At 68.7% G+C, this 21,973-nt stretch carries 12 protein-coding genes; 11 read left to right on the forward strand and 1 reads right to left on the reverse strand.

Going from position 1 to position 21,973, the window contains the following annotated elements:
• Nucleotides 1-215 precede the first annotated feature (215 nt).
• The 5 genes from QMZ92_RS25575 to QMZ92_RS25595 all read left to right on the forward strand — a co-directional run bounded on the left by QMZ92_RS25575 (nt 216) and on the right by QMZ92_RS25595 (nt 9,099).
• Nucleotides 216-2,549, forward strand: a complete 2,334-nt coding sequence (locus QMZ92_RS25575) for a phospholipase D-like domain-containing protein (RefSeq protein ID WP_283299832.1) — start codon at nt 216-218, stop codon at nt 2,547-2,549.
• A gap of 402 nt (nt 2,550-2,951) precedes the next feature.
• Nucleotides 2,952-5,486 carry a tetratricopeptide repeat protein gene (locus tag QMZ92_RS25580; protein WP_283299834.1) on the forward strand — a complete coding sequence of 845 codons (2,535 nt, stop codon included), beginning with the start codon at nt 2,952-2,954 and terminating at the stop codon, nt 5,484-5,486.
• Nucleotides 5,487-5,512: 26 nt separating this feature from the next.
• A complete protein-coding gene (locus QMZ92_RS25585; RefSeq protein WP_283299836.1) occupies nt 5,513-5,821 on the forward strand; it encodes a hypothetical protein in 309 nt (102 codons plus the stop codon).
• Between the two features lie 69 nt (nt 5,822-5,890).
• Entirely contained in the window at nt 5,891-6,526 is a 636-nt protein-coding gene (gene grpE / locus QMZ92_RS25590) for a nucleotide exchange factor GrpE (protein ID WP_283299837.1), read from the forward strand.
• 71 nt (nt 6,527-6,597) lie between these two features.
• The gene (locus tag QMZ92_RS25595) at nt 6,598-9,099 is read left to right on the forward strand and encodes an Hsp70 family protein (protein WP_283299838.1); all 2,502 of its coding nucleotides are present in this window, start codon (nt 6,598-6,600) and stop codon (nt 9,097-9,099) included.
• Between the two features lie 9 nt (nt 9,100-9,108).
• Here QMZ92_RS25595 and QMZ92_RS25600 read toward each other — a convergent pair whose 3' ends face one another.
• Nucleotides 9,109-9,585, reverse strand: coding sequence for an ATP-binding protein (locus tag QMZ92_RS25600; protein WP_283299839.1), 477 nt, complete (start codon nt 9,583-9,585; stop codon nt 9,109-9,111).
• Nucleotides 9,586-9,833: 248 nt separating this feature from the next.
• Here QMZ92_RS25600 and QMZ92_RS25605 point away from each other — a divergent pair, with 248 nt between their 5' ends.
• The 6 genes from QMZ92_RS25605 (at nt 9,834) to QMZ92_RS25630 (ending at nt 21,972) form a co-directional block, all read left to right on the forward strand.
• Entirely contained in the window at nt 9,834-10,646 is an 813-nt protein-coding gene (locus QMZ92_RS25605; protein WP_283299840.1) for a helix-turn-helix domain-containing protein, read from the forward strand.
• Nucleotides 10,643-10,861, forward strand: a complete 219-nt coding sequence (locus tag QMZ92_RS25610; RefSeq protein WP_283299841.1) for a DUF397 domain-containing protein — start codon at nt 10,643-10,645, stop codon at nt 10,859-10,861. Before QMZ92_RS25605 ends, QMZ92_RS25610 begins: the two co-directional genes overlap by 4 nt.
• 148 nt (nt 10,862-11,009) lie before the next feature.
• Nucleotides 11,010-12,749 carry an N-6 DNA methylase gene (locus QMZ92_RS25615; RefSeq protein ID WP_283299842.1) on the forward strand — a complete coding sequence of 580 codons (1,740 nt, stop codon included), beginning with the start codon at nt 11,010-11,012 and terminating at the stop codon, nt 12,747-12,749.
• Between the two features lie 59 nt (nt 12,750-12,808).
• The gene (locus QMZ92_RS25620; protein WP_283299843.1) at nt 12,809-13,912 is read left to right on the forward strand and encodes a serine/threonine-protein kinase; all 1,104 of its coding nucleotides are present in this window, start codon (nt 12,809-12,811) and stop codon (nt 13,910-13,912) included.
• A 91-nt stretch (nt 13,913-14,003) separates the two neighbouring features.
• Complete coding sequence (locus QMZ92_RS25625) at nt 14,004-17,015, forward strand: DEAD/DEAH box helicase (protein WP_283299844.1); 3,012 nt, start codon at nt 14,004-14,006, stop codon at nt 17,013-17,015.
• Nucleotides 17,016-17,019: 4 nt separating this feature from the next.
• On the forward strand, nt 17,020-21,972 hold the full coding sequence (locus QMZ92_RS25630) for an Eco57I restriction-modification methylase domain-containing protein (RefSeq protein ID WP_283299845.1): 4,953 nt from the start codon (nt 17,020-17,022) through the stop codon (nt 21,970-21,972).
• Nucleotide 21,973: the final 1 nt, after the last annotated feature.

Here is a 21,973-nt window from a genome sequence, read left to right on the forward strand (position 1 = left end):
GGCGCGAGGCGGTAGTGTGCACGCAGAAAGTGCCTTCCTGCTGGGATGACAGAGACCTTCGACAAGCCTCATCTTCCCAGCTCAGAGGGCACTTTCGCGTTTCGGATCAAGATCCGGACACCGCGGCAAGTGAAACAGGCAGGCTAGCCTCCTGCCGGCGTGCGTTCCATCCCAAGGTCGTCCTTCTGATCGGAGAACACGCCTGCCGGCTCGCGGTGGGTTCGGGGAACCCGACGCTGTCCGGCTGGGGCGCCAACGACGAGCTGTGGACGGTGGTGGAGACCGAGGACGACGACTCCCACGCCCTCCTGGCCGACCTCGCCGACTGGTTGGACGCACTGCCCTCCGCCGTGGAACTGGCCCCCTGGTCGGCGAGTCATCTGGCGGAACTGGCTGCCCTTCTGACCGAACGGCATGTCAACGCCCCGGCCGGACCGGAATCCGGTGCCCGGCTTCTGCACAATCTCCAGGAGAGTCTGTTGGACCAACTGCCGCTCGGTCCTGTCGACGAACTGCACGCGTACGCCCCGTTCGTCGACGAGGCCAGTCATGCCCTCAGCGAGCTGGTCGGCCGTCTGACACCCCGCCGCACCATCCTCGGGCTCCAGCCTCGCTGGTCCAGCTATGACGCCGGAGCGATCAAGAGGGCACTCGGCGGCTTCGACGCGCAGATCCGTTTTCTCGAGGAGACTCGGATGCGGCACGGCAAGTTCGTCGAGTGGCAGGCCGGCGGCCGCCGATACGCTCTCACCGGGAGCCCGAATCTGACCCGCGCCGCGCTGTGCACCAGCACCCGGGACGGCGGCAACTGCGAGCTCGCCGTACTCGCCGCCGACACCGCGCCGCTGCTTCCCGAACAGGGGCGCGTCACCTCACTCGCGAGCCTGACGGGCCGCACCATCCGGCCCTTCCAGTCCACCGGTCACACGCTCGTCCTGCTGGGCGCGAAGGCGGACAGCGAAGGCCTGCACGTCTCTCTGGCGCACCCCCAGCCCCTGCCCGTGGTGATCAGCACGTCTCCGGACGGTTCACCGGGTTCCTGGACACGGACCGGAACCATTCCGGCGGGGGCGGCGGCCTGCTCCTTCCCGCTGCCCGAGGTTCCTGGTGCGGCGGTTCGCGCCACGTGCGCTCGTCCTGACGGCACCACTGCCGAATCCGCCGTCGTCTTCGTCTACAGCCCCGTGCACTGCGCACGGCGCCACAGCGCCGACAGCGGTCCCCGGCTGAGATACGACTACACGGTGCAGACCCTGTTCGCCGACGAGCGTGCCGCACGCCGTTTCGAAGCCGATCTGCTGCGCCTGCGCGAACTCACCGCCGGAACGTCCGCTCCCCGGGTGAGCCCGGCGGGAGAGGCGACAGCGGGCTCGGTGACATCGAGCGGCGTCGACCGCTGGGACGCCTACCTCGCCGACTGCCGCCGGATGATCGGGGCACCGTTGACGGATCTGGCGTTCGGCACCTCGCCGCTCGACCTGCCGCAGGCACCGTCGTCGCGGTGGATCGTGTCGGCGGTCACTCTTGGCGTGCGCGAGGAGGACGACGAAGAGCACGAGGACGAGACGGAGGAGGTGGACCTCCCCACCACGAGCGTGCCGGTCGCCCCGTACGTCGCGCCGGAGCAGCGTGCCCGTTTCCGCGCCTGGGCCCAGCGCTGGGTCGCGGCGCTCACGGGCCCTGACGATTCAGCCGCAGCACCGGTTCCGGTCCGGCTGCTCGTGGCCGGCCTGTACGTCCAGCTCCTGGCCGCCGGAGTCTGGGACGAGCAGGACCAGAGCTGGCGCGACGGGCTCAGCCGCCTCCTCGAAGCACTCGGTTCCGAAGACCTGACGGCCGAGGCGGACCACGATGATCCGCCCGAGACCCGGCGACGGCTGGACGCGGTGGCGGCCGTGGTGATGACACTGCTCGCCCAGGACGCCACCTTCACCGGCGGCGCCGAGCACGACGTACTGGCGGCCCGCACCTGGCACGGCAGCAAGACGATGATCGCGCGTGCCGAGCCCGCCGAGGCGGAGGACCTGATGATCCCGCCGGAGCGGGCGCTCGCCCGCGTCGCGCCCTGGAGCGAGGTGGACGGACTCATCGCGCTGGCGCAGGAGGACGACCCCTACGCGGAGGCGATCGAGGGGCTCACCGCGGCTGGCTGGTCGGTCGTGTGCGAGGACGGGCTCTGGGAGATCACGGGCTCCTTCGGCAATCCGCTTCCGGTCGTGGCCAAGGCCGCCGAACGACTCGGGCGGCACCACGCCGACGGCGTGCTTGTACGGGCCCGCAGCAAGAACCGCTGGGCCTTCATGGCATGGGCGGACCCCTACCTGGTCCTGCTGAATCCCCCGGCACGCGTCTGGCGCACCTACCAGGTACGACTCCCCGCCACACCGGAATCACGGTTCAGCGGCGGCGACCTTTCCGCGGTACCCGGCCGCGTCGGTTCCCCGGCCCCGCTGCAGAAGGGCCCGCCGGAAGCTCTCAGGAAGATTCTCGCCGAAGCAGGCCTCAGTTACCCGGATTTGGTCAGTCGCCTGTTCACACTCGACACGTGACGGGGAGGGAAGCGATCAGTGCCGTGACGCCACCGGTGACGGACCGTCGAGCGGCTGATTTCCCTCGGTCGACCTCGTCCCACCGTCACGCCGCTGCGCAAGGCGGGCAGGCGCGATCGCACTCCGCCGCCCGTACCGCTCGCCACTGCGCCGTCGGAACTCGTGCCGGTCGGCGCTTGTCTCAGCCAGCGAGATCTCTCACCGGTGCCCGACATCGCCTCGGCGGGCCATCTGCGGACTGATGGAAGTCCGGGCCGAAGTGGGCCTTTTCCAGACGGAGTTGATGCGGCAGTTGTTCGAGGACGCCACCTGAGACTCTATGCTGCACAGGCATATGCAGAGTCAACAGGGGGCCTTGGGCGACGGCGTCCGTGCCGACGGCAAAACCGGAGGGGAACGGTGGTGTCACACTCCGCGCCGAACGAGGGCGGGGTAAACGGGGGAACGGCCGAGAGGCCATCCGCTGCGTTCGAGCGGGCCGTTGCCGCCTACGCCCACGGAAACTTCGCGCTTGCCGTCAGCCATCTGCGGCTGTTGGAACGCGACGCCGACACCGGCCACGCGGTGATCGACGCCCGCCACGCTGCCTTGCGCGGGGCACTCGCGGCTCGCGCCGGCAACTGGACGGAGTGCTGTGACTGGTACATCCGGTCGCTGGTTCCTTCAGGAACCGTCGGTGCCCGTCCGCCCGAGTCGACCGAGCCCTGCCACAACGACGACTGCACCTCACCTGCCGACAACCGGTGTGGCCAGTGCTCCCGCTGGTTCTGCGCGGCGCACGGCGCCGAAAGCATGGACGAGGTCTCCCGCTGCGGCCCGTGCCTCGATGTGGCAGTGCACAACCTGGTGCATGCGGCGATTCTGGCCGACCGTGTCAAGGCCGCCGCAGAGGCGCTCGCTCCATGGGCCGGCGCTGCGAACTCGGCCACAGCGCAGGCACTGCTGGCGTGCCTCGCCCCGGAACATACCGTGGGCTTCGGTGAACAGAGCGACGTGCTCGACGCGTTCGCGAAGGAGCGGCGCAAGGCGCTTGTGCTGTACCGAGCGTCCATGACGCTCGCCGACACGGACCTGGAACGGGTGAGTGTCCCGGTGTCTGACACGGCGTCCTCGTCGTTCCCGGCACCGTACGAGTGGCTGCGCCATTGGAGGGCCCGTGGGCTGAGCCGTGCGGGTCGGCACGCCGAGGCGTGGCAAGTCCGGTACGAGGACTGGCTGGCGAGACCGGTCGACACCGTGGTCGTGCACGCCCTGGCCGTCGAGGCTCTCCGGGTCTTCGCGGACGACACCGAGACGGACAGCCGGAGGCGTCTGGCGTCCGTACGGCAGGCCATGGCCTGCTGGGCGATGGTTCTGCACTCCGCCTCTTACTGGCAGGAACTGGCACGGCGCTCCGGGCACCCATGGACGCCCGCCGAGCGGAAGGATGCCTCGGACCAGGTAGCCGAGCGTATCCGCCAGGTCCTGCGGGACGACGACAGGGCTGCGGAACGGCCGGTGGTGGACAGCCTGGAGCTGGCCTGGGATGTCGAGCTCGCCGCTGCCCGTTGCCTGGCCGGGGTCCTGGCCACGGCGGACTGCGGATGGCCCGTTCAAGCCGGCGGCGACCTCGCTTTCGGCCCCGGCTTCCTCGACCTCCTGCGGTCGGCCGGAGCCCCATGGAAGGCCCTGGCCGAGGAGGTCGACGGCTGGGTGTCGGACGCGGGCCGCTCGGGTGCGGCGAGCGGCGATCGGCTCCGTGATCTGATGTCACCCGAGGGGCGCTACACGGTGCTCCTGGAGACCGGCAGGTTCGACCAGGTCATCGCCGCACTCGAGGCCGGGACGGCGACGGAACCCCGGGCCCCGGGGGACGCCGGCCCTCCGCACGGCCCGCAGCGCGTCCTCGGCGCGGCACTGGTCGCTCGGGCGCTCGACCATCTGAAGGCCAAGCGCTGGTCCGACGCAGTACGGGACTTCGAGGACGCGGCGAGCGCTGGCGCCTCGCTCACCCTCCACGAGGAGGAGATCGGTCGGGCAGGCCGGCAGGCCGGACTCGCTCTGGTGCAGAACCGTGTCAGGCCGGACTGGCAGGCGTATACCGGCCTTCTCCAGCGCGCCCTCGACCTGGCACCGGAAGACGAGGAACTGAAGCGGAACCTGGCTGTCGGGTGCGTGCACCTGGGCCGGCAGGCCCAGCAGCAGGGGGACCAGGACAGGGCACGTGCCCGCTTCGCTCAGGCGTACGAGCTGGATCCTTCGAACGAATCCGTCGTCGCAGCGCTGAACGAATCCGACACCCGGTGGGCCGAAGACCTCCTCCAGAAACAGCCCGTGTCCGTGCTCACACGTGCCATCGCGGAGCTGCGCAGGATCCTTGACCGCGACGCGACCCTCCGGCCCGTCCGCAAGGCCTTGGCAACGGCTCTGTACGAGCGCTCCCTCGATGTGGCCCTGACCGGCGCCCGCGCCGAGGCCACGGGTCTGATGAGGGAGGCCCGCGGCCTCCTGGAGCCGGGCTCGGACGACTGGGCTCCGGGGCGGGGGCCGAAGGAGGCCGTCGCGAACGGACTCTGCGAACGAGCGTTTCCGGTCGACGTGTCCGACGAGGACGAGCTGCGGCACGCGCTTGACGTGATCGCCGTCGCCCGCACCTACGAAGTCCTCCCGGGTGTCGCCGACGAACAGGCCGCGCTCCTGGCCCACCTCGTAGGACTGTTGTGCCGGAACGAGGACTACGACGAGGCCATACGGTTCGTCCGCCGGTGCCCACGAGACGCCGAGGACCGGAGCGGATTCGACAGGGCCGTCGCCGAGGCCTACGCCGGACGCGCCCGACGACGCCTCTCCGAGGGCGACACCGTCGCCGCCCACGCCGACGTACGGGCGGTTCGCAAGTACGACCCGACGCATCCGCTGGCTCTTTTCGGGCCGGGTGATGCCGATCAGCTGTGGTGAGGGGACGACACGGGGTGACCATGTCCATGTTCGGCAATTCTCCGTACGAGGTACTGGGTCTGGAGGTCGGCGCGTCCAGGGCCGACGTCCTGGCCGCCTACCAACGGTGCTCGAAGGCGGCCCGGCGCGATCGTGAACTGCGCGACCGCCTCTCCCGGGCGCGCAACGCCCTCTCCCGCCCCGGAGAACGTCGGGTGGCGGAGCTGCTGACACCGCTGCCCGGCGCACTGCCGTCCGATGCGAGCGGTGCGCTGCTCGCCGAGGCCCGTCGGCACATGTCCCGAGTCGCCCCCCTGATGCCCGACCCGGCGAGCTTCGCCCCGCCGTCCGGCTGACGGCCCCACGACCGCTCGGTGATCCGCCTCTGTACGCCTCACGCCCCTTCAACGTCCCGGGAGCCCGCGTTGACCGCACCGTCCTCCGCACAGCCCGACTCCGACTCCGAACGTCTGATCGCGCAACTGCGCAGACGGTGCGAGGCGTTGGAGCGGCGGCGTGCCCAGTACGAGGACGAACTGGCCCGGAAGGACGCCGAGTGGGAGACGTCGCTCCGCCGCCTGCTCACCGGCCTGCTCGACGTCGACGACGCGCTCGCGGAGTCCCTGCGCTGGTCGGCACGCCGGCACTCCACGGTGCCGCATCACGCCGCCGCGCCGCTGGCGAGCCTGACGGAACAGGTGTCCGCCGCGCACAGGCTGCTGCGCCGCCAGTTGCTGACCGCGGATGTCAGGCCGATGGACCTCGTGCACCAGCGCGCCGAACCCGGGATCGCACGGGTCGTGGGTGCCCGTCCCACATCCAGGCACCCCGCCGACCTGGTACTGGAGGAACGCGTACCAGGCTTCTACCTGGGGCAGCAGGTGCTGCGGACAGCCGAGGTCGTGGTCGCCGTCCCCGGCTCCGACCCTGACATCGGCCCTGGCCCGGAACCGTCTCAGGAACCGGTGAGGGAGCCGGAGCAGCCCGGCCGGTCGACGACGGCACGACGGCAGCCTCGGCGGCTGCCGCGGCACAAGCGCCGTACTCGCCGCCGTTCCTGACCCGCCCACTGCGGAACCCCCTCCACTGCCCGGTACCGCAGCCCGCCCACTCCAAGAACAGGAAGCCTGAAGTGCACAGGACACTCGGAATCGACCTCGGCACCACCAATTCGGTCATGGCCTGGATCAAGGACGGCGAACCGGAGGTCATCGCGACCGCACCGGAGGAGAGCGGGACTCCGTCGGTCGTGGGCCTCTCCGGAGACGGAACCCTCCTGGTCGGGCGGGAGGCACTGAACTGGCTGGAGCGGGACGCCTCGCGGGTGATCGCCACGGTCAAGCGCCTCATGGGCCGCCAGTTCAAGGACCCGAAGGTGCGGCAGGCCGTCCTGGGTATGGGGCAGGTCGGTCCGGAGATCACCGAGGGGCCGGACGGCGGAATCCTGATCAGACTCGGAGACCACGACTACACCCCGGTCCAGATCTCCGCGATCATCCTCAGGCGGCTCAAGCGGGACGCGGAGGAACGCCTTGGTACGGAGTTCACCCGCGCCGTGATAACCGCGCCCGCGTACTTCGGCGAACGGCAGATCGCGGCCACCCGTGAGGCGGGCAGACTGGCCGGGTTCCACGTGGTACGAGTGCTCATGGAACCCACGTCGGCAGCGCTCGCGCACGGCCTCGGACGCGCTCATGATGCTGACCAGGCAACCGTCCTCGTCTACGACCTCGGCGGTGGCACCTTCGACGTCTCGATCCTGACGCTGATGCCCGGGTTCGTCGATGTGCTCGGCGTGGGCGGGGACAACCTGCTCGGCGGTACGGACTTCGACGGCAGCCTGGCCGATCACCTGCAGGGACTCCTCAACGAGCGCAGCCCCGGACACGAACCCCTGCCGGGTGACGCCTCAAAGATCCGGAAGGCCGCGGAGCACGCCAAGATCCGCCTGTCGGCGGCGTCCTCGACCGAGGTGATCGTGTCTCCGCTCGGCGAGTCGGGCGCCGTCCTCTCGGAGACCGTCGACCGGAAGCACTTCGAGAACCTGATCGCCGAGCGGATCGAGGAGACCGTCGACCTGACCCGGCGGACCGTGACGGAGGCGTCCCTGCTACCGGAGGACATCAACCAGGTCCTCCTGGTCGGTGGCTCGAGCGCCATCCCCCTGGTGGCGGAACGACTGGCGGAGCTCTTCGGCCGCGAGAAACTGCGTACGGACGTGGACCCGATGACGTGCGTCGCGCTCGGTGCGGCCGTCCAGTCGGCGCTCGTCGACACCCTTGACTGCCCCGACTGCCGCGCGACCTGCCCGTTGGACGCCGACACCTGTTCCGACTGCGCCACCCCGCTCGTCGGCACTCCGACGGTCGAATGCCCGGCCTGCCACGTCCCTGCGCCCGAGAACACCGGCTCGTGCCCCGTCTGCGCGTCGGACCTCTCCGCGCTCTCGGCCCAGCGGCCCGCACCGCCCGCCCCGTCCGTCTGCGGTGAGTGCGGAGAGGAGAACGGTCCAGACGCGATGGAGTGCGACCTGTGCGGGGCGAAACTGCGCGACAGCGGCGGTCTGAAATGCCCGAGCTGCGCGTTCGTGAACCAGCCGGGCCTCGCCTGGTGCTCACTCTGCAAAGCGGAGCTGCCCGTCGCGGCCCCGTCCGATGTGACCCCTCGTCCCATCGGCGTCCGTACCAGCGACGGCAGTCTGGTGGTTCTGGTCGAGGCGGGCACCCGCTACCCGACAGAGCAGCCGATCCGGCACGATTTCCAGCTCACCGCCAATCCCGGGGACATGCTGGAGATCGCCCTGCACGAGGGAGACCTCCAGCCTGCGGAGCGCAACGACCTCTGCGGCGTCTCCATGTACGAACTGCCCGAGGGAAGCACGGGCACCAAAGCCCTCACCATCGCCGTGCACCTGGACGGGGACCGCTCGATCCGGCTGGAGACCCGGCTCGACGGATCCTCGTTCACCCCGGCCGTCTTCCGACGCAACCCGCTGCCCCCGGAGTTCCGCAGGCGGGCGCGGGAGACACACGGACGGTTCCAGACGTTCCTCGCCGACTGGCGCCATGAGCTCACCCCGGCGGAATCCGCGGTCCTGGCAGAGACGGCGACCGCACTGGAGCAGGTCGTCAGGGGCGAGGCTCCCGGGCGTTCCCTGGACACACTCCTGGAAGATGCGGATGTCCTGCTGGAACGTCAGCAGAGCGTGCGCTGGGCCACGGCTCTAGCATACCGCTATCCGCATCACGTGGCCGAGCTGATGCCGGACGAGGACCTTGAGGCGATGCTGCGCCACCGCAGCGCCCTGAAGTCGATGCGCGAGGCGGCGGACTTCGACCGCGGACACAAGATCGCCGAAGAGGTGCTGAGCATCCGGCGCCGCCTCGGAGAGGACCTGTACAAAGTGATGAGCGCTCTGGCCTTCGCCTCGCACAACGGGGTCAACGCCGCGTTGCAGCAACGCATCCAGCAGACCGGCGACATGCTGACCGAGGCGGCTCGGCAAGGCGACCTCGCCCGGGTGGACGCGGCCAAGTCCCGGGTCACCGACCTCTACGCGGACATGCGCCGGGAGCAGGCGGAGTTCCGGGCGCCGGAGCGCAGGACCGTGCGTCCGGAGAAGCCGGCCCGCTGACCCGCCGGCTCAGCGCATCGCCGTTCCGCTCCGTCGTGGAGTCAGCTCCGCCCACACGGTCTTCCCGGGTGCGGCGGGGCGCGGGTCGGTGCCCCAGCGGGTCGCCAGCCGGGCCACGAGCAGCAGCCCCCGGCCGGACTCCGCATCGCCGGGCACTTCAGGAACGGACCGGGGCGGCACCCGCTCGGTGCGGGTGTCCGTCACCTCGACGCGGAGGGTGTCGCGGGTTGCCGTCAGCCGGAGGTGGAAGTCCCGGCCAGGCACGTGGCCGTGCCGCACGGCGTTGGCGGCGAGTTCGGCCGCGATGAGGGTGAGGGTCTCGTTCGCTGCGGAGTCGTGGGCGTATCCCCACTGGTCCAGCCGATGCGAGACGAGACGGCGGGCGAGGCGGGCACCGCGCCGTGTGGAGGTGAAACACATGGCGAACTCGTGTTGGGCAGCCGGTGGTTGGGGCGTCGGTGCGATGGCGGTGTCCGAGGATTCCATGGCAGCGAGCCTGACGGGGGCCGTGCGGCGCTGACCAGCGACGACGCCTGTACGGGGCTGGTCTGTACAGATCGTCGCGACGGACGTACAGGCAGGGGCAAGTCCTCGTACGGGGGAACTTGTGGACGTTCAGGCTCGACTGTTCCGCCACCGTGCGTAGCGTGCCCTATCGCGCTGCGTGCGGTGGCCTCACCGTGTACAGCCGCGTACCAGAGCCGTGGGCGGACAGGTTGCCGGAGGTGGCGGGCATGGCGGAGCAGGACGACGGGGCGGGCTTCCTGCGGTGCTTCGGGCAGCAGTTGAAGCTGCTTCGGGAGCGGGCCGGGCTGACCCGGGCCGAGTTGGGCTCCCGGCTCGGTTACGGGGAGGACCAGATCACGTCGGTCGAGCTCGGCCGACGCATCCCCAAGCCGGAGCTGATCGACAGGGCGGACGAGGTGCTGAACGCGGGCGGCGTCCTGCGGGCGATGAAGGAGGAGGTGGCGCGGGCGCGTTATCCGGCGTTCTTCCGGGATGCGGCGCGGCTGGAGGCCGAGGCCGTTGAGCTGCATGTGTACGCCAACCAGGCGGTGCCGGGTCTGTTGCAGACGGAGGAGTACGCGCGGGCTGTATTCGCGATGATGCGCCCACCCCTGGAAGAGGAAGTAGTCGACCAGCGTGTGGCTGCTCGATTGGCACGCCAGAACATCTTCACCAAACGCCCGGCGCCACTCATGAGTTTCGTCATCGACGAGTCGGTCCTACGAAGGCCGATCGGAGGACGAGGCATCCTGAGAGGCCAGTTGGAGCAGGTCCTTCTCACAGGCCAGAAACGAACGGTGGAGGTGCAGATCATGCCGCTGAGCCAAGAGGAGAACGCAGGACTGGCAGGCCCCTTCACCTTGACCGAGACCAGGGGAGGACGCAGGATCGCGTACGTCGAGGTACAGAACGTGCGCCACGTGCACACGGAACGACACCTCGTCCGGGGGCTTGAGGTGAAGTACGGGATCCTTCGTGCGCAGGCACTCACGCCTCGGGAATCGCTGGCCTACGTCGAGAAGTTGCTGGGGGCGCTATGAAGGTCGAGAAGGTCGAGTCGGCTGAATCTCGGCTGACGTGGATCAAGAGCAGTTACAGCAGCGAAGAAGGCGGCGAGTGCGTGGAGGTGGCGGCCTCGCGACGGACCGTCCACGTCCGGGACTCGAAGGCGGTCACCGGCCCCGCACTCATCATGGACCGCACCGCATGGGCGGCCTTCATCGGCTTCGCCGCGTGCCACGGCAACGAGGGTTGACCTTCTCACTCGTAGGCTGACCGTTTGCCCCCTTGAGGTGCGGTTCCTCGCTCCTTGGATTCCGAAATGGGCAGGAATGTCACCGCACTGTTAGCGATGTTAACGTAGGCATCTTGCCTATGCCCTTTGAGGTGTGTACGGTCCCGTCATGGCCGCCGACGAATCCGCCCCCGCGGCGGTCGTCACGGCTGCCGAGATCGCCCGCCTCGCCGGGGTGACCCGTGCCGCCGTCTCTAACTGGCGCCGCCGTCACCCCGACTTCCCGCGCCCCGCCGCCGGCACCGCGACCAGCCCCCTCTTCGCGCTCACGGAAGTCCAGCAGTGGCTGGACCGGCAGGGCAAGGGACGGGAAACCTCCGCTGAAGTCGACCTGTGGCACGAACTGCGCGCTCAGTACGGCGACGACCTGCTCACCGCACTCGGCGCGGTCGGCGCGCGGTTGCTCGGAACCACCGCCGAGCAGCCGCTGGCCCAGCCCGCCGCGACTGCCCTCACCGCCTTGTCCGCGGAACGTGGCGCACACGCCCTCTACGCCGACCTTGTCGAGCGCTGTATCGCCTCCACAACCCGCAGCGGCGGTGAGCCGATGACCACCCTCGCCCTGGAGCGGATCGTCGCGGCGTTCGCCGGGCCGGCCGACGAGGCAGCCGGAGCATCGGACCGCACAATCGGCACGGTCTACGACCCGGCGTGCGGCATCGGGACGCTGCTGCTCACTGCCGTCCCGAGTGCTCACCGGTACGGCCAGGAACTCAATCCGGCGACCGCGGCCATCGCCGAGTTCCGCGCCCGGCTCGGCGGCAGGACCGCCACGCTGGCCCGTGGAGACTCGCTGCGCAAGGACGCCTTCCCCGACCTGCGTGCCGATCTGGTCGTCTGCGATCCCCCGGTGGGCGTGGTCGACTGGGGGCGGGACGACCTGCTGCTCGACCCCCGCTGGGAGCTGGGCGTACCCCCGCGCTCGGAGAGCGAACTCGCCTGGGTCCAGCACTGCTACGCCCATACCGCCCCCGGCGGCCGTGCGCTGCTGGTGCTGCCCTCGTCCGTCGCATACCGCAGGGCCGGTCGCCGTATCCGGGCCGAACTGGTCCGCCGAGGACTGCTGGCCTCCGTGGTGGCACTGCCGCCTGGTCTGATGTCCAGCCACTCGCAGCCCGTGCACCTGTGGATCCTGCGGCGACCGGCCCAGGGCGACCCCGCCCCGACACACATCCGCATGATCGACCTCAGCACCGCCGACCCGGACGGCATCGGCAACGGCAACGGCATCGGCATGAAGGACTGCGCACCGACGCCGGAGCAGATCGCAGACGTTCCGCCCGTCGACATCCTGGACGACGACGTCGACCTGAGCCCCGGCCGCTACGTCACCCCCCATCACGGCGACTACCCCGTCGAGTACGCCGCCCTGCGCGACCGCGTCCAGAGCCTCGCCAGGGACCTGTTCGACCTGCTCCCCGAGCTCCCTGCCGGCCCCGGCCGCATCGAGGCCGCGCCGATGGGAGTCGGCGATCTCGTCCGGGGCGGTCTGGTCGACCTGGACGGCACCGAGCCGACCTCCCGGACCGACCAGCTCGACACCGACTACCTGCGCGGTTTCCTGCGCAGCGCCGCCAACACCCGCCGCAGCACCACCGCCAGTGGCACCCTCCGCCTGAACGCCTCGGGTGCGCAGGTTCCGCAGATGGACATCGGGCGCCAGCGGGAGTACGGCGAGGCATTCCGGCGTCTGGCCGCCTTCGAGGAACTGCTGCGCGAGGCCGCCGCCATCGGCGACCGGGTCGGTGCACTCGCGTACGACGGGCTGACCAAGGGCGCCCTGCTACCGCCGTCGGCCATCAGTGCCTCTTCGGGGAAGAGCGAGTCCCAGGAGGCGAAGGATCAGTGAACCGACCCGCTGATAACCTCGCTCTCGTCCAGCCAGGTCAGGACAGTACGGGGGCAAAGGTGCTGCAGCCGCTCAGAGCGGGCGACCCGACGACGGTCGGGAACTTCCGACTGGTCGGCCGACTGGGGCAGGGCGCGATGGGTGTCGTGTACCTGGGCTACCGTTCGACCCGCCCGGTCGCGGTGAAGGTCGTCAGACCTCAGCTCGCGGAGGACGAGTACTTCCGCAAGCGTTTCGCCCTGGAGCTGGAGGCGATCCGCCGCGTCGGCGGCTTCCACACCGCCGCTCTGGTGGACGCCGACCCACACGCGGCGACGCCTTGGATCGCGACCCAGTACATCAACGCGCCCTCACTGCTGGAGCTGGTGGAGCAGCACGGCCCGGTCAGCGAGCTGGGTGCGTGGTGGCTGGCAGCGGGTCTCGCGGACGCCCTGATGCACATCCACTCGGTGCGTTTACTGCACCGGGACCTCAAGCCCGGCAACGTCCTGGTCGCTACGGACGGCGTCCGGGTCATAGACTTCGGCATCTCCCACGTCAGCGGCGGTACCGGCCTGACCACGGCGAGCGCGGCCCTCGGCACCCTCTCCTACATGGCACCGGAACAGGCGGCGGACTCCCGTAAGGCCAGCGAGGCGTCGGACGTCTACAGCCTCGGCGCGACGCTGGCGCACGCGGCGACCGGCCACGTCCCCTTCTACGCACAGATGCCGGCACAGCGGACGCTGGACATCCAGCCCGACCTGACCGGCCTCCCGCCCGCGCTGCTCGACCTGGTCACCCACACGCTGGCCTTCGACGCCGAGGACCGGCCGACGGCACAGAACGTGCTGGAGGAGGCGATGGGACGCCTGCTCGACTTCGGCGTGCCGACGGAGGCGCAGGCGTACCCGCCGCTGCCGGAGGCGTTCCTCGCGGCGGTGCTGGAGCGGCAGGCCACACCGGTCGAGGCACCGGATGCCGTACCGGATCCCGATGCCGCGGTGGCCGACGAGCCGGACGGCGTTCCGGACATCGCCCCTGAGCCGGTGCCCGAGGCCGCGCCGTTCCCCAGGCCCGCGGAGCCGCTCGATCCCGGGCCCCAGCCGGACGCCATGCCGGACCGCTGGGCCGCACGATGGCGCAGCCGTATCGAGGACCGCCGCGGCGACTACGGCGGCTGACCCCGTCAAACCCGCGCACAAACCACAAACGCCCAGTGCTTGAACGGCACAGCGGCACAGCAGCAGAGCAGCAATCGAAGGAGACCCGCCGATGACCACCGTCGCCGACAGTGCGTCAGGCAACGTCCCGGGCGATGCGTCCGGTGGCGTCCGGTTCGCCGCCGGGATGCAGGTCCGCGCCCGCGACGAGGACTGGCTGGTCGTGGAGGCCGCCGAGACCGCCAAGGATGGCACCCGCCTGGACGTACGGGGCATCTCGCCCCTGGTCCGCGACCAGCGGGCGGTCTTCTTCGCGCACGAAGGCCTCGACCAGGTGACCCCGCTGCGTCCCGAGGACACCGAGCTCGTCCCCGACGACTCCCCCGAGTGCCGCCGTTCGCGCCTGTTCATCGACGCGTTGATCCGCAAGACCCCGCTGCCCCTCTCCGAGCAGCGCCTCGCCACCGTGGGCACCCACCTCGTCGACGACCTCGCCTACCAGCGTGAACCCGCCAAGGCCGCCCTGCGCGCCCTCCGCCCCCGACTGCTGATCGCGGACGCGGTCGGCCTCGGCAAGACGCTTGAGGTCGGGCTGCTGCTGTCCGAACTGATCAGGCGCGGACGCGGCGAGCGCATCCTGGTGGTGACGCCGAAGCACATCCTGGAACAGTTCCAGCACGAGCTGTGGACGCGGTTCGCGATCCCGGTGGTGCGGCTGGACTCGGCCGGTATCGAGCGGATCAAGAACGACATCCCCGCCGGCCGCAACCCCTTCTCCTACTACAAGCGCGCGATCATCTCGATCGACACCCTGCGCTCCGACCGCTGGCGCAGCCACCTCATGCAGGTCACCTGGGACGCCGTCGTCATCGACGAGTCGCACAAGCTCATCAACACCGGGACGAAGAACAACCGCCTCGCGCAGCTCCTCGCGCCGAAGACCGACGCCCTGATCCTGGCGAGCGCCACACCGCACAACGGCCAGCGGGAGTCCTTCGGCGAACTGCTGAGCCTGCTCGACCCGACGGCCATCCCCAACACCAGCGACTACGACGAGACGCAGCTCCAGCACCTCTACATCCGGCGCCACAAGATGTCGCCCGACGTCTCGGCCGAGATCGGCCACATGTGGGCCACGCGCAAGCCGCCCGTCGCCATCGACTGCACGGCGACCCCGGCCGAGCAGCGGGTCTTCGACGAGCTTTACGACGTCTGGATCAACCCGAAGGACGGCCGCACGGCCCCTGTCTCCGGCAAGGGCGCCCGGCTCTTCCCCTACACGCTGCTGAAGTCCTTCCTCTCCTCCCACTCCGCGCTCGTCGAAACGGTCGACAACCGGATCGACAGCATCGACCGGAGCACCAACCCACAAGAGCGCCAGGCCGAACGCGACGCCCTGGTCAACCTCGGCACCATCGCCGAGGCCATAGACATCGAGGACGCCGCCAAGTTCCGGCAACTGGTGAAGGTCCTCAAGGAGGAGATCAAGGTCGGCCCCGGCTCCGACACCCGTGTCGTCATCTTCTCCGAGCGCCGCGCCACCCTTCAGATACTGCAGGACACCCTGCCCGCGGCCCTCGGCTTCGCCCCGAGCAAGGGAAAGACCAGCGGCGCCGTCCGCCAGCTCCACGGCGGCCTCTCCGACGACGAGCAGCAGCGCACCGTCAAGGACTTCGGCCTGGCCAGCAGCGAACTGCGGGTCCTGCTCACCGGCGACATCGCCGCCGAGGGCGTCAACCTGCACCGCCAGTGCCACCAGATGATCCACTACGACCTGCCCTGGTCGCTGATCACCATCGAGCAGCGCAACGGCCGTATCGACCGCTACGGCCAGCAGCACTGCCCCGAGATCCGCGCGCTGTTGCTGCTCACCGCCGACGAGGACCCCGACCGCCCCTCGGCAGACCGAGCGGTGTCCGAGCGCCTGCTGCAGCGTGAGGACGAGGTCCACCGCACCCTCGGCGAGGCTGCCTCCATCCTGGGCCTGCGCGACGAGGACGCCGAGACGAACGCCATCATGGAACGGCTCCTGGCGAACGAGGAACCGTTCGACGCTGCCGTTCCGTCGGTCCCGCTGGACCCCTTCGAGGCGTTCCTCGCCGACCACACCCCGGACGGCGACTCACCGGGCTACCGGGTGCCGCAACTGTTCGCCTCCACCCGCGCGTTCGTCGAAGAGGCCCTAGAGGAGGTCTACGACAACCCGGAGCAGCGCATCGGCAAGCACTGGGACGCCGACCACCCCAAGATGATGGTCTTCACCCCGGACCGGGAACTCCAGCGCCGCCTGCTGGTCCTCCCCAAGTCGTACCTGGACGAGCGGCAGGTCCTGGACCAGCTCCGGGTCACCTTCGACAAGCAGTTCGGCCAGGACCGGCTGGACCGCGCCCGCGAGCGCAGCGGCAACCGCGCCAAGGGCGCGATCACCAAGCAGGAGCGCACCGAGACCTCCGGCTGGCCCGACGTCAGCTACCTCACGGACCAGCACCCGGTGGTGGAGTGGCTCACCGACAAGGTCCTCGTCAGACTCACTCAGGACCGCCGGAACGGCTCGGACCAGAGCCGCGACCGCGCTCCGGTCATCACGGCGGACGTGGATGAACCGATCTTCCTGGTTCAGGGCATGTACACCAACGCCAAGGGTCACCCCACCGTGCTGGCCTGGATGTGTGTGACGGGCCTGGAAAGCGGCACGCCGGTCTTCGACGACGACCTGGTGGGAGTGCTTGAGCGGGCCGGGGTGAAGCCGAAGATGCTCAACCGACCGTTCACCGGGGACAAGGCGGCCTTGCAAGCACTGGTCCCGGCGGCGGTAAGGGCGAGCCGCGAGCACATCGCCGCGCTGCGCACCGAGCAGGAAACTCCGCTGGTGGAACAACTCGTGGAATATGAGCAGCGTTTGGCAGCCTGGCGTAAGGCCAGCCTGTCCACGTTCGAACAGCTCAGCTTCAGCGGCATCCGGCGGAAGCACGAGGAGACGCGCGTGCAGAAGACCGCGGTGGAGGTCGAGCAGCTCATCGAGCAGTTGGCCACACAGGGCGAGGCGATGGTGCGTGTGATCGGAGTCCTGGCGCCACCCGCGGCTGCCAGCGGCAAGGTAGTTCAGCAGCAGAGGGGTGCGTGACACCGTGGCATTCGAAGCGATCACCAACCGCGGTGAGTACATCTCCGCCCACTACCTCGCCGAACTGTTCGCCAAGGACCTCACCGAGCTGCGCAAGCGCTGGACCTCCGCCGATCGGGCGGGCGCTCCGTCGTCCCGGTCGGGGGTGAAGGGCCTGCGCCGCGAGTACTTCAAGGCGAAGGTCCGCATCACCGAGAACAAGGCCTTCGACGGTCCGGAGGTACGGGATCTCAACGACCGCCTGTTGGCGGCGCTGGCGTATGTCGAGCCGGAGGGCGAGGGCAAGGACGCTGAGCCCGCCGCTCCGGAGCCCGCGGGTTCCACTCACACCCGACTCCGCCGGGGCGACTTCGGCGTCATGCAGGGCGACAAGGAACGGTCGGTGCCGGTGGCGCTCGCCGTCACGGGTCCCGGTGGCCTGGAACTCGTCGCCCTGGACGTCACCTGGGAAGTGGACGGCGAGCTCGTCGTCGCGGACGTCGAGGACGGCGGCGCACAGCTCCTCGACCCGATCCAGCTCGACGGCAAGCAGCTCATCACCGGCGCGGCCGACGCCGTCACCTTCCTCTTCGGCTGCGAGGACGGCTACGCCCCGCGCTACGTCCTGCTCCTCGCGGGCGGCGCGGTACTGCTCGCCGACCGAACGGCCTGGCACGAGGGCCGGTTCCTCGCGGTGAGCGTGGACGAGGCCCTGGACCGCAACCTCAGCGCGGACGGCGAGGAACTGGAGGCGGTGTCCGCGTTGTTCGGCGCGGAGTCGCTGCTGACGGAGGGCGGTGTCGCCGGGTACCTGGACGGCCTGGTCGACAAGGGTCGCAAGCACGCGGTGGGTGTGTCGAAGGAGCTGCGGGAGGGGCTGCGGCAGTCCGTCGAGCTCATCGCCCAGGAGATCCTCGACCGGCTCAAGGAGGGCGGCGCCGATCCGGCGGAGCTGGGCGACCCGGCCGACCTCGCGAGTCGGCTCACTCGGGAGTCGCTGCGGTACCTGTACCGGATCCTGTTCCTGCTCTACGCGGAGGCGAGGCCTGAGCTTGGCATCCTGCCCAGCAAGGATGACGCCTACCAGGACGGCTACGGCCTGGCCCGGCTCGGCGAGTTGGTCTCCTACGACCTTCCGGAGGAGGCTCAGGACGGCACCCACTTCGCCGATTCGCTGAATCTACTCTTCCGGCTGGTCGACCAGGGCCACCGCCCTCTGGGCACAGACGCGGCGCCGACCGAGGACGGAGTGACCGTCCTCGACGCGGACGGCCTGCGCTTCGAGGCCCTGCGCAGCGACCTGTTCAAGGCCGACGCCACACCGCTGATCGGCTCGGTGTCGGTCGAGGGCGAGCGGATCGACACGCAGCTGCGGAACAAGGTGCTGTGGCGCGTGCTCAACCTGCTGATGCTCACACAGGGGCGGCGCAGCGGACGCGGCAAGGCCAGCGGTGGCACCGGAAAGGGTTTCATCTCGTACGCGCAGCTGGGCATCAACCAGCTCGGTGCGGTGTACGAGGGCCTGATGTCGTACACCGGTTTCTTCGCGTGGGATGACCTGTATGAGGTCGCCAAGCCGGATTCGGACGGGCTGAGCGGCACCTGGGTCGTGCCGTTGAAGGACGCCGACAACTACGACGAGGAAGTCTTCGTCAAACGGACGGACGAGCTGACGGGCGCGAAGAAGCGTGTCCTGCACAAGAAGGGCAGCTTCGTGTACCGCCTGTCAGGGCGGGAACGGCAGCGGTCGGCCTCGTACTACACGCCAGAGGTGTTGACCCGGAGCACGGTCAAGCACGCGCTGGCGGAGCTGCTGGACCAGGACGGTGAGACGACGCCTGCGCGGGCGATCCTGGACCTGACAGTGTGTGAGCCCGCCCTGGGCTCGGGCGCGTTCCTCAATGAGGCCATCAATCAGCTGGCTGCGGAGTACCTGAAGCGCAGGATGGCGGAGCTGGGTGGAGAACAACTGCCTCCGGACCGGTACGAGGCGGAGCTGCAGAAGGTCAAGGCGTACCTGGCCCTGCACAACTGCTACGGCGTCGACCTCAACCAGACCGCTGTTGAGCTGGCCGAAGTCTCGCTGTGGCTCAACTCGATGCACGAGGGCCTGAAGGCCCCCTGGTTCGGCCTGCACCTGCGGCGCGGCAACTCGCTGATCGGGGCGCGGCGGGCGGTGTATGCGGCGGATGCGCTGAAGCGGAAGGCGTGGCTGACGACAGTCCCGACGGACCGGCCGCTGCGGGCGGGGGCCGAGGAGGGCCAGTTCCAGGCGGGCCAGGAGATCCACCACTTCCTACTGCCGGCCAAGGGGTGGGGCGCGGTCGCCGACGCCAAGCAGGCCAAGGAACTGGCCAAAGACGAGCGCGATGCGCTGGCGAAGTGGCGGACGGCCGTCACTTCGACGCCGTCGGTGGCGCAAGGTAAGCGGCTGCTGGCGCTGGCGACCCGAGTCGAGCGACTGTGGGAGCTGACCCGGCGCCGCCTGATCGTAAGCGAGCGGGAGGTACGGCGCCAGATCGACGTATGGGAGATCGACCCCGACCAGCCGCTGGAGAAGGCGTCGGGAGACGTGACCCGCGAGCAGATCGAGAACGCACTGAACGAGCCGGGCTCACCGCGCGGCCGGCTGAAGCTGGTCATGGATGCTTGGTGCGCCCTGTGGTTCTGGCCGGTTGGGCAGGTCGACACCCCTATACCGCCAAGCATGGAGGAGTGGCTGTCCTTCTGCGAAGCAGTGCTGGGTGTTCCAGCCGCCAAGGCGAAGGCGAGGCCCTCCGGCCGGGTCGGTGGCGGCGCAGCCGGGCTGGATGACGAGTTCGGGCTGTTCGCCGACACCGGCGAGTTCGAGAAGCTCGCGATGGACGACGAGTTCGACCGGGTGATGAGCCAGTGCGTCGAATTGCCCTCGGTGATGGTGCGGTTCCCGTGGCTGAGTGAGGTGGATGCGATCTCCCGACGGGAGGGGTTCTTTCACTGGGAGTTGGAGTTCGCGCACGTCTTCGAGCATGGTGGGTTCGACCTGCAGGTGGGAAACCCGCCCTGGCACAAGCCGATTTGGGACGATGAACTGGCTCTGGCTGAGTACGACCCGTGGTTTGGTTTGATCAAAGAAGCCCCCGAGGGAATCCGTTTGGCTAGACGCGATGCCATCCTGATGAACTCGGCATCAGTACGTGACTACCTTTCGGATTTGAACTCATGGGCTGGAACGAATGAGAGCCTCGGATCGCCTACCCTGAATCCGGTAAGCGTCGGAATGAAGAACAATCTGTACCTGAACTTCACGATGCAAGCATGGCGAAATGTTAATCAAACTGGAACAATCGGCCTCCTGCATCCCGAGGGGCATTTCTCTGACCCTAAGGGTGGGGCATTCCGGGCTGGTACATACAGAAGGCTTCGCAGGCACTTTCAGTTCCGGAATGAGGCTCAACTATTTTCCGAGATTGACCATATCAACGTCTATGGGATCCACATTTACGGCTCACCTCGGGAGCCAAAATTCATTAACATGAGCGGCCTCTTCATTCCAGAGACTATCGACAAGTCACTGGTGCATGATGGCAGTGGCGAGATTCCAGGACTACAGCATGAAAGTGGTGGGTGGGATACTCGCGCCCATTCGGCCCGGGTCGTTCTCGTAGATAGAGTGACGCTCTCGGAATGGGCATCACTTCTTGATGTCGAGGGCACGCCGGCTACTGAGGCGCGAATGGCGCGCCCACTCACGAGTGTAGACAGTGACGCATTGCATGTTATGGCCCGCACTCCGGATCGGCTCGACGCCAACACGCATTGGATGACGCTCGCGTTCGACGAAAAGAAGGCAAGAAAAGACGGCTTCACCGTATGGAGGACGGAGGTTCCTGGTTCATTGAGTGACGCCGTCCTCCAGGGGCCGCATTTCACTGTCGCGAATCCTTTCAGTAAACAACCCAACCCGGGGTGTAAGTCTAGCAACGACTACTCCCCTTATGACCTTGAACAACTGAATGAAGTAGTAATTCCGCGCACCAACTACGCTCGCGCTTGCTCATTTAGCAGATTTTCTTCGGCGCAACGGGTCTGGGGCGAGAAGCGGTCGACTGAATATTTTCGGGTAATTTGGCGAAATATGACCACTTCTGCACTCGAGCGGGCCCTTCATGCTGCAATCATGATGCCTGGCCCAACCCATGTGCATGCAGTTCACACTCTCGCTTTCCCTGATGCGCGCAAAACCGCAATTACGGCTGGCCTCTGGTCTTCCATTCCACTCGACTTCCTCGTCAAGGCTTCGGGCACTTCAAAGGTCAGCATGGAGCTCGCTGCGCATTTTCCTGCACCTTTCATGCATCCACTCGTTACCCCCTTGCTACTCCGAACTCTTCGCCTTAACTGTCTGACCCGCGACTACGATCCGCTGTGGAAAGAACTCTTCGAGACCGTTTGGCTAACGGACCGCTGGACCGACCCCGAATCCGCCCGGCCACCAATCCAGGCCGTCGAACCCACCTGGTCCATGGCAACCCCCCTCCGCACCGAGTACGACCGCCGCATGGCCCTAGTCGAGATCGACGCCCTCGTCGCCCTCATGCTCGGCCTAACCGCCGAGCAGCTCTGCGCCATGTACCGCTCCCAGTTCGCAGTACTACGCAAGTACGAGTGGGAGATGTTCTTCGCCCCCGACGGCCACAAGATCGGCGCGGCGACCCACAACGTCGGCATCCGCCAGACCCCCGAAGAGACCACCTTCGTCAAGGCCTGGGCCAAAGCCGCCCGCGCAGGCGACCCCACACCCGCCATCCCCGAGGGTTGGGTGAAGCCGAACCGCGAGGCCGAAATGACCCGCGCCCACGCGGACTTCACCGCCCGCCTCCACGCCGGCGAGTACGGCGACTACGCCGCCTACCTCGCCGAGCACCCCCTCACCACGCCCACGCCCGCCCCCGCCGAGTCCACCGCCACGTCCACCCCCGCCCCGGAAAGCAGGTAGC

Source organism: Streptomyces sp. HNM0645 (assembly GCF_030056615.1).
Lineage (GTDB): Bacteria > Actinomycetota > Actinomycetes > Streptomycetales > Streptomycetaceae > Streptomyces > Streptomyces marianii.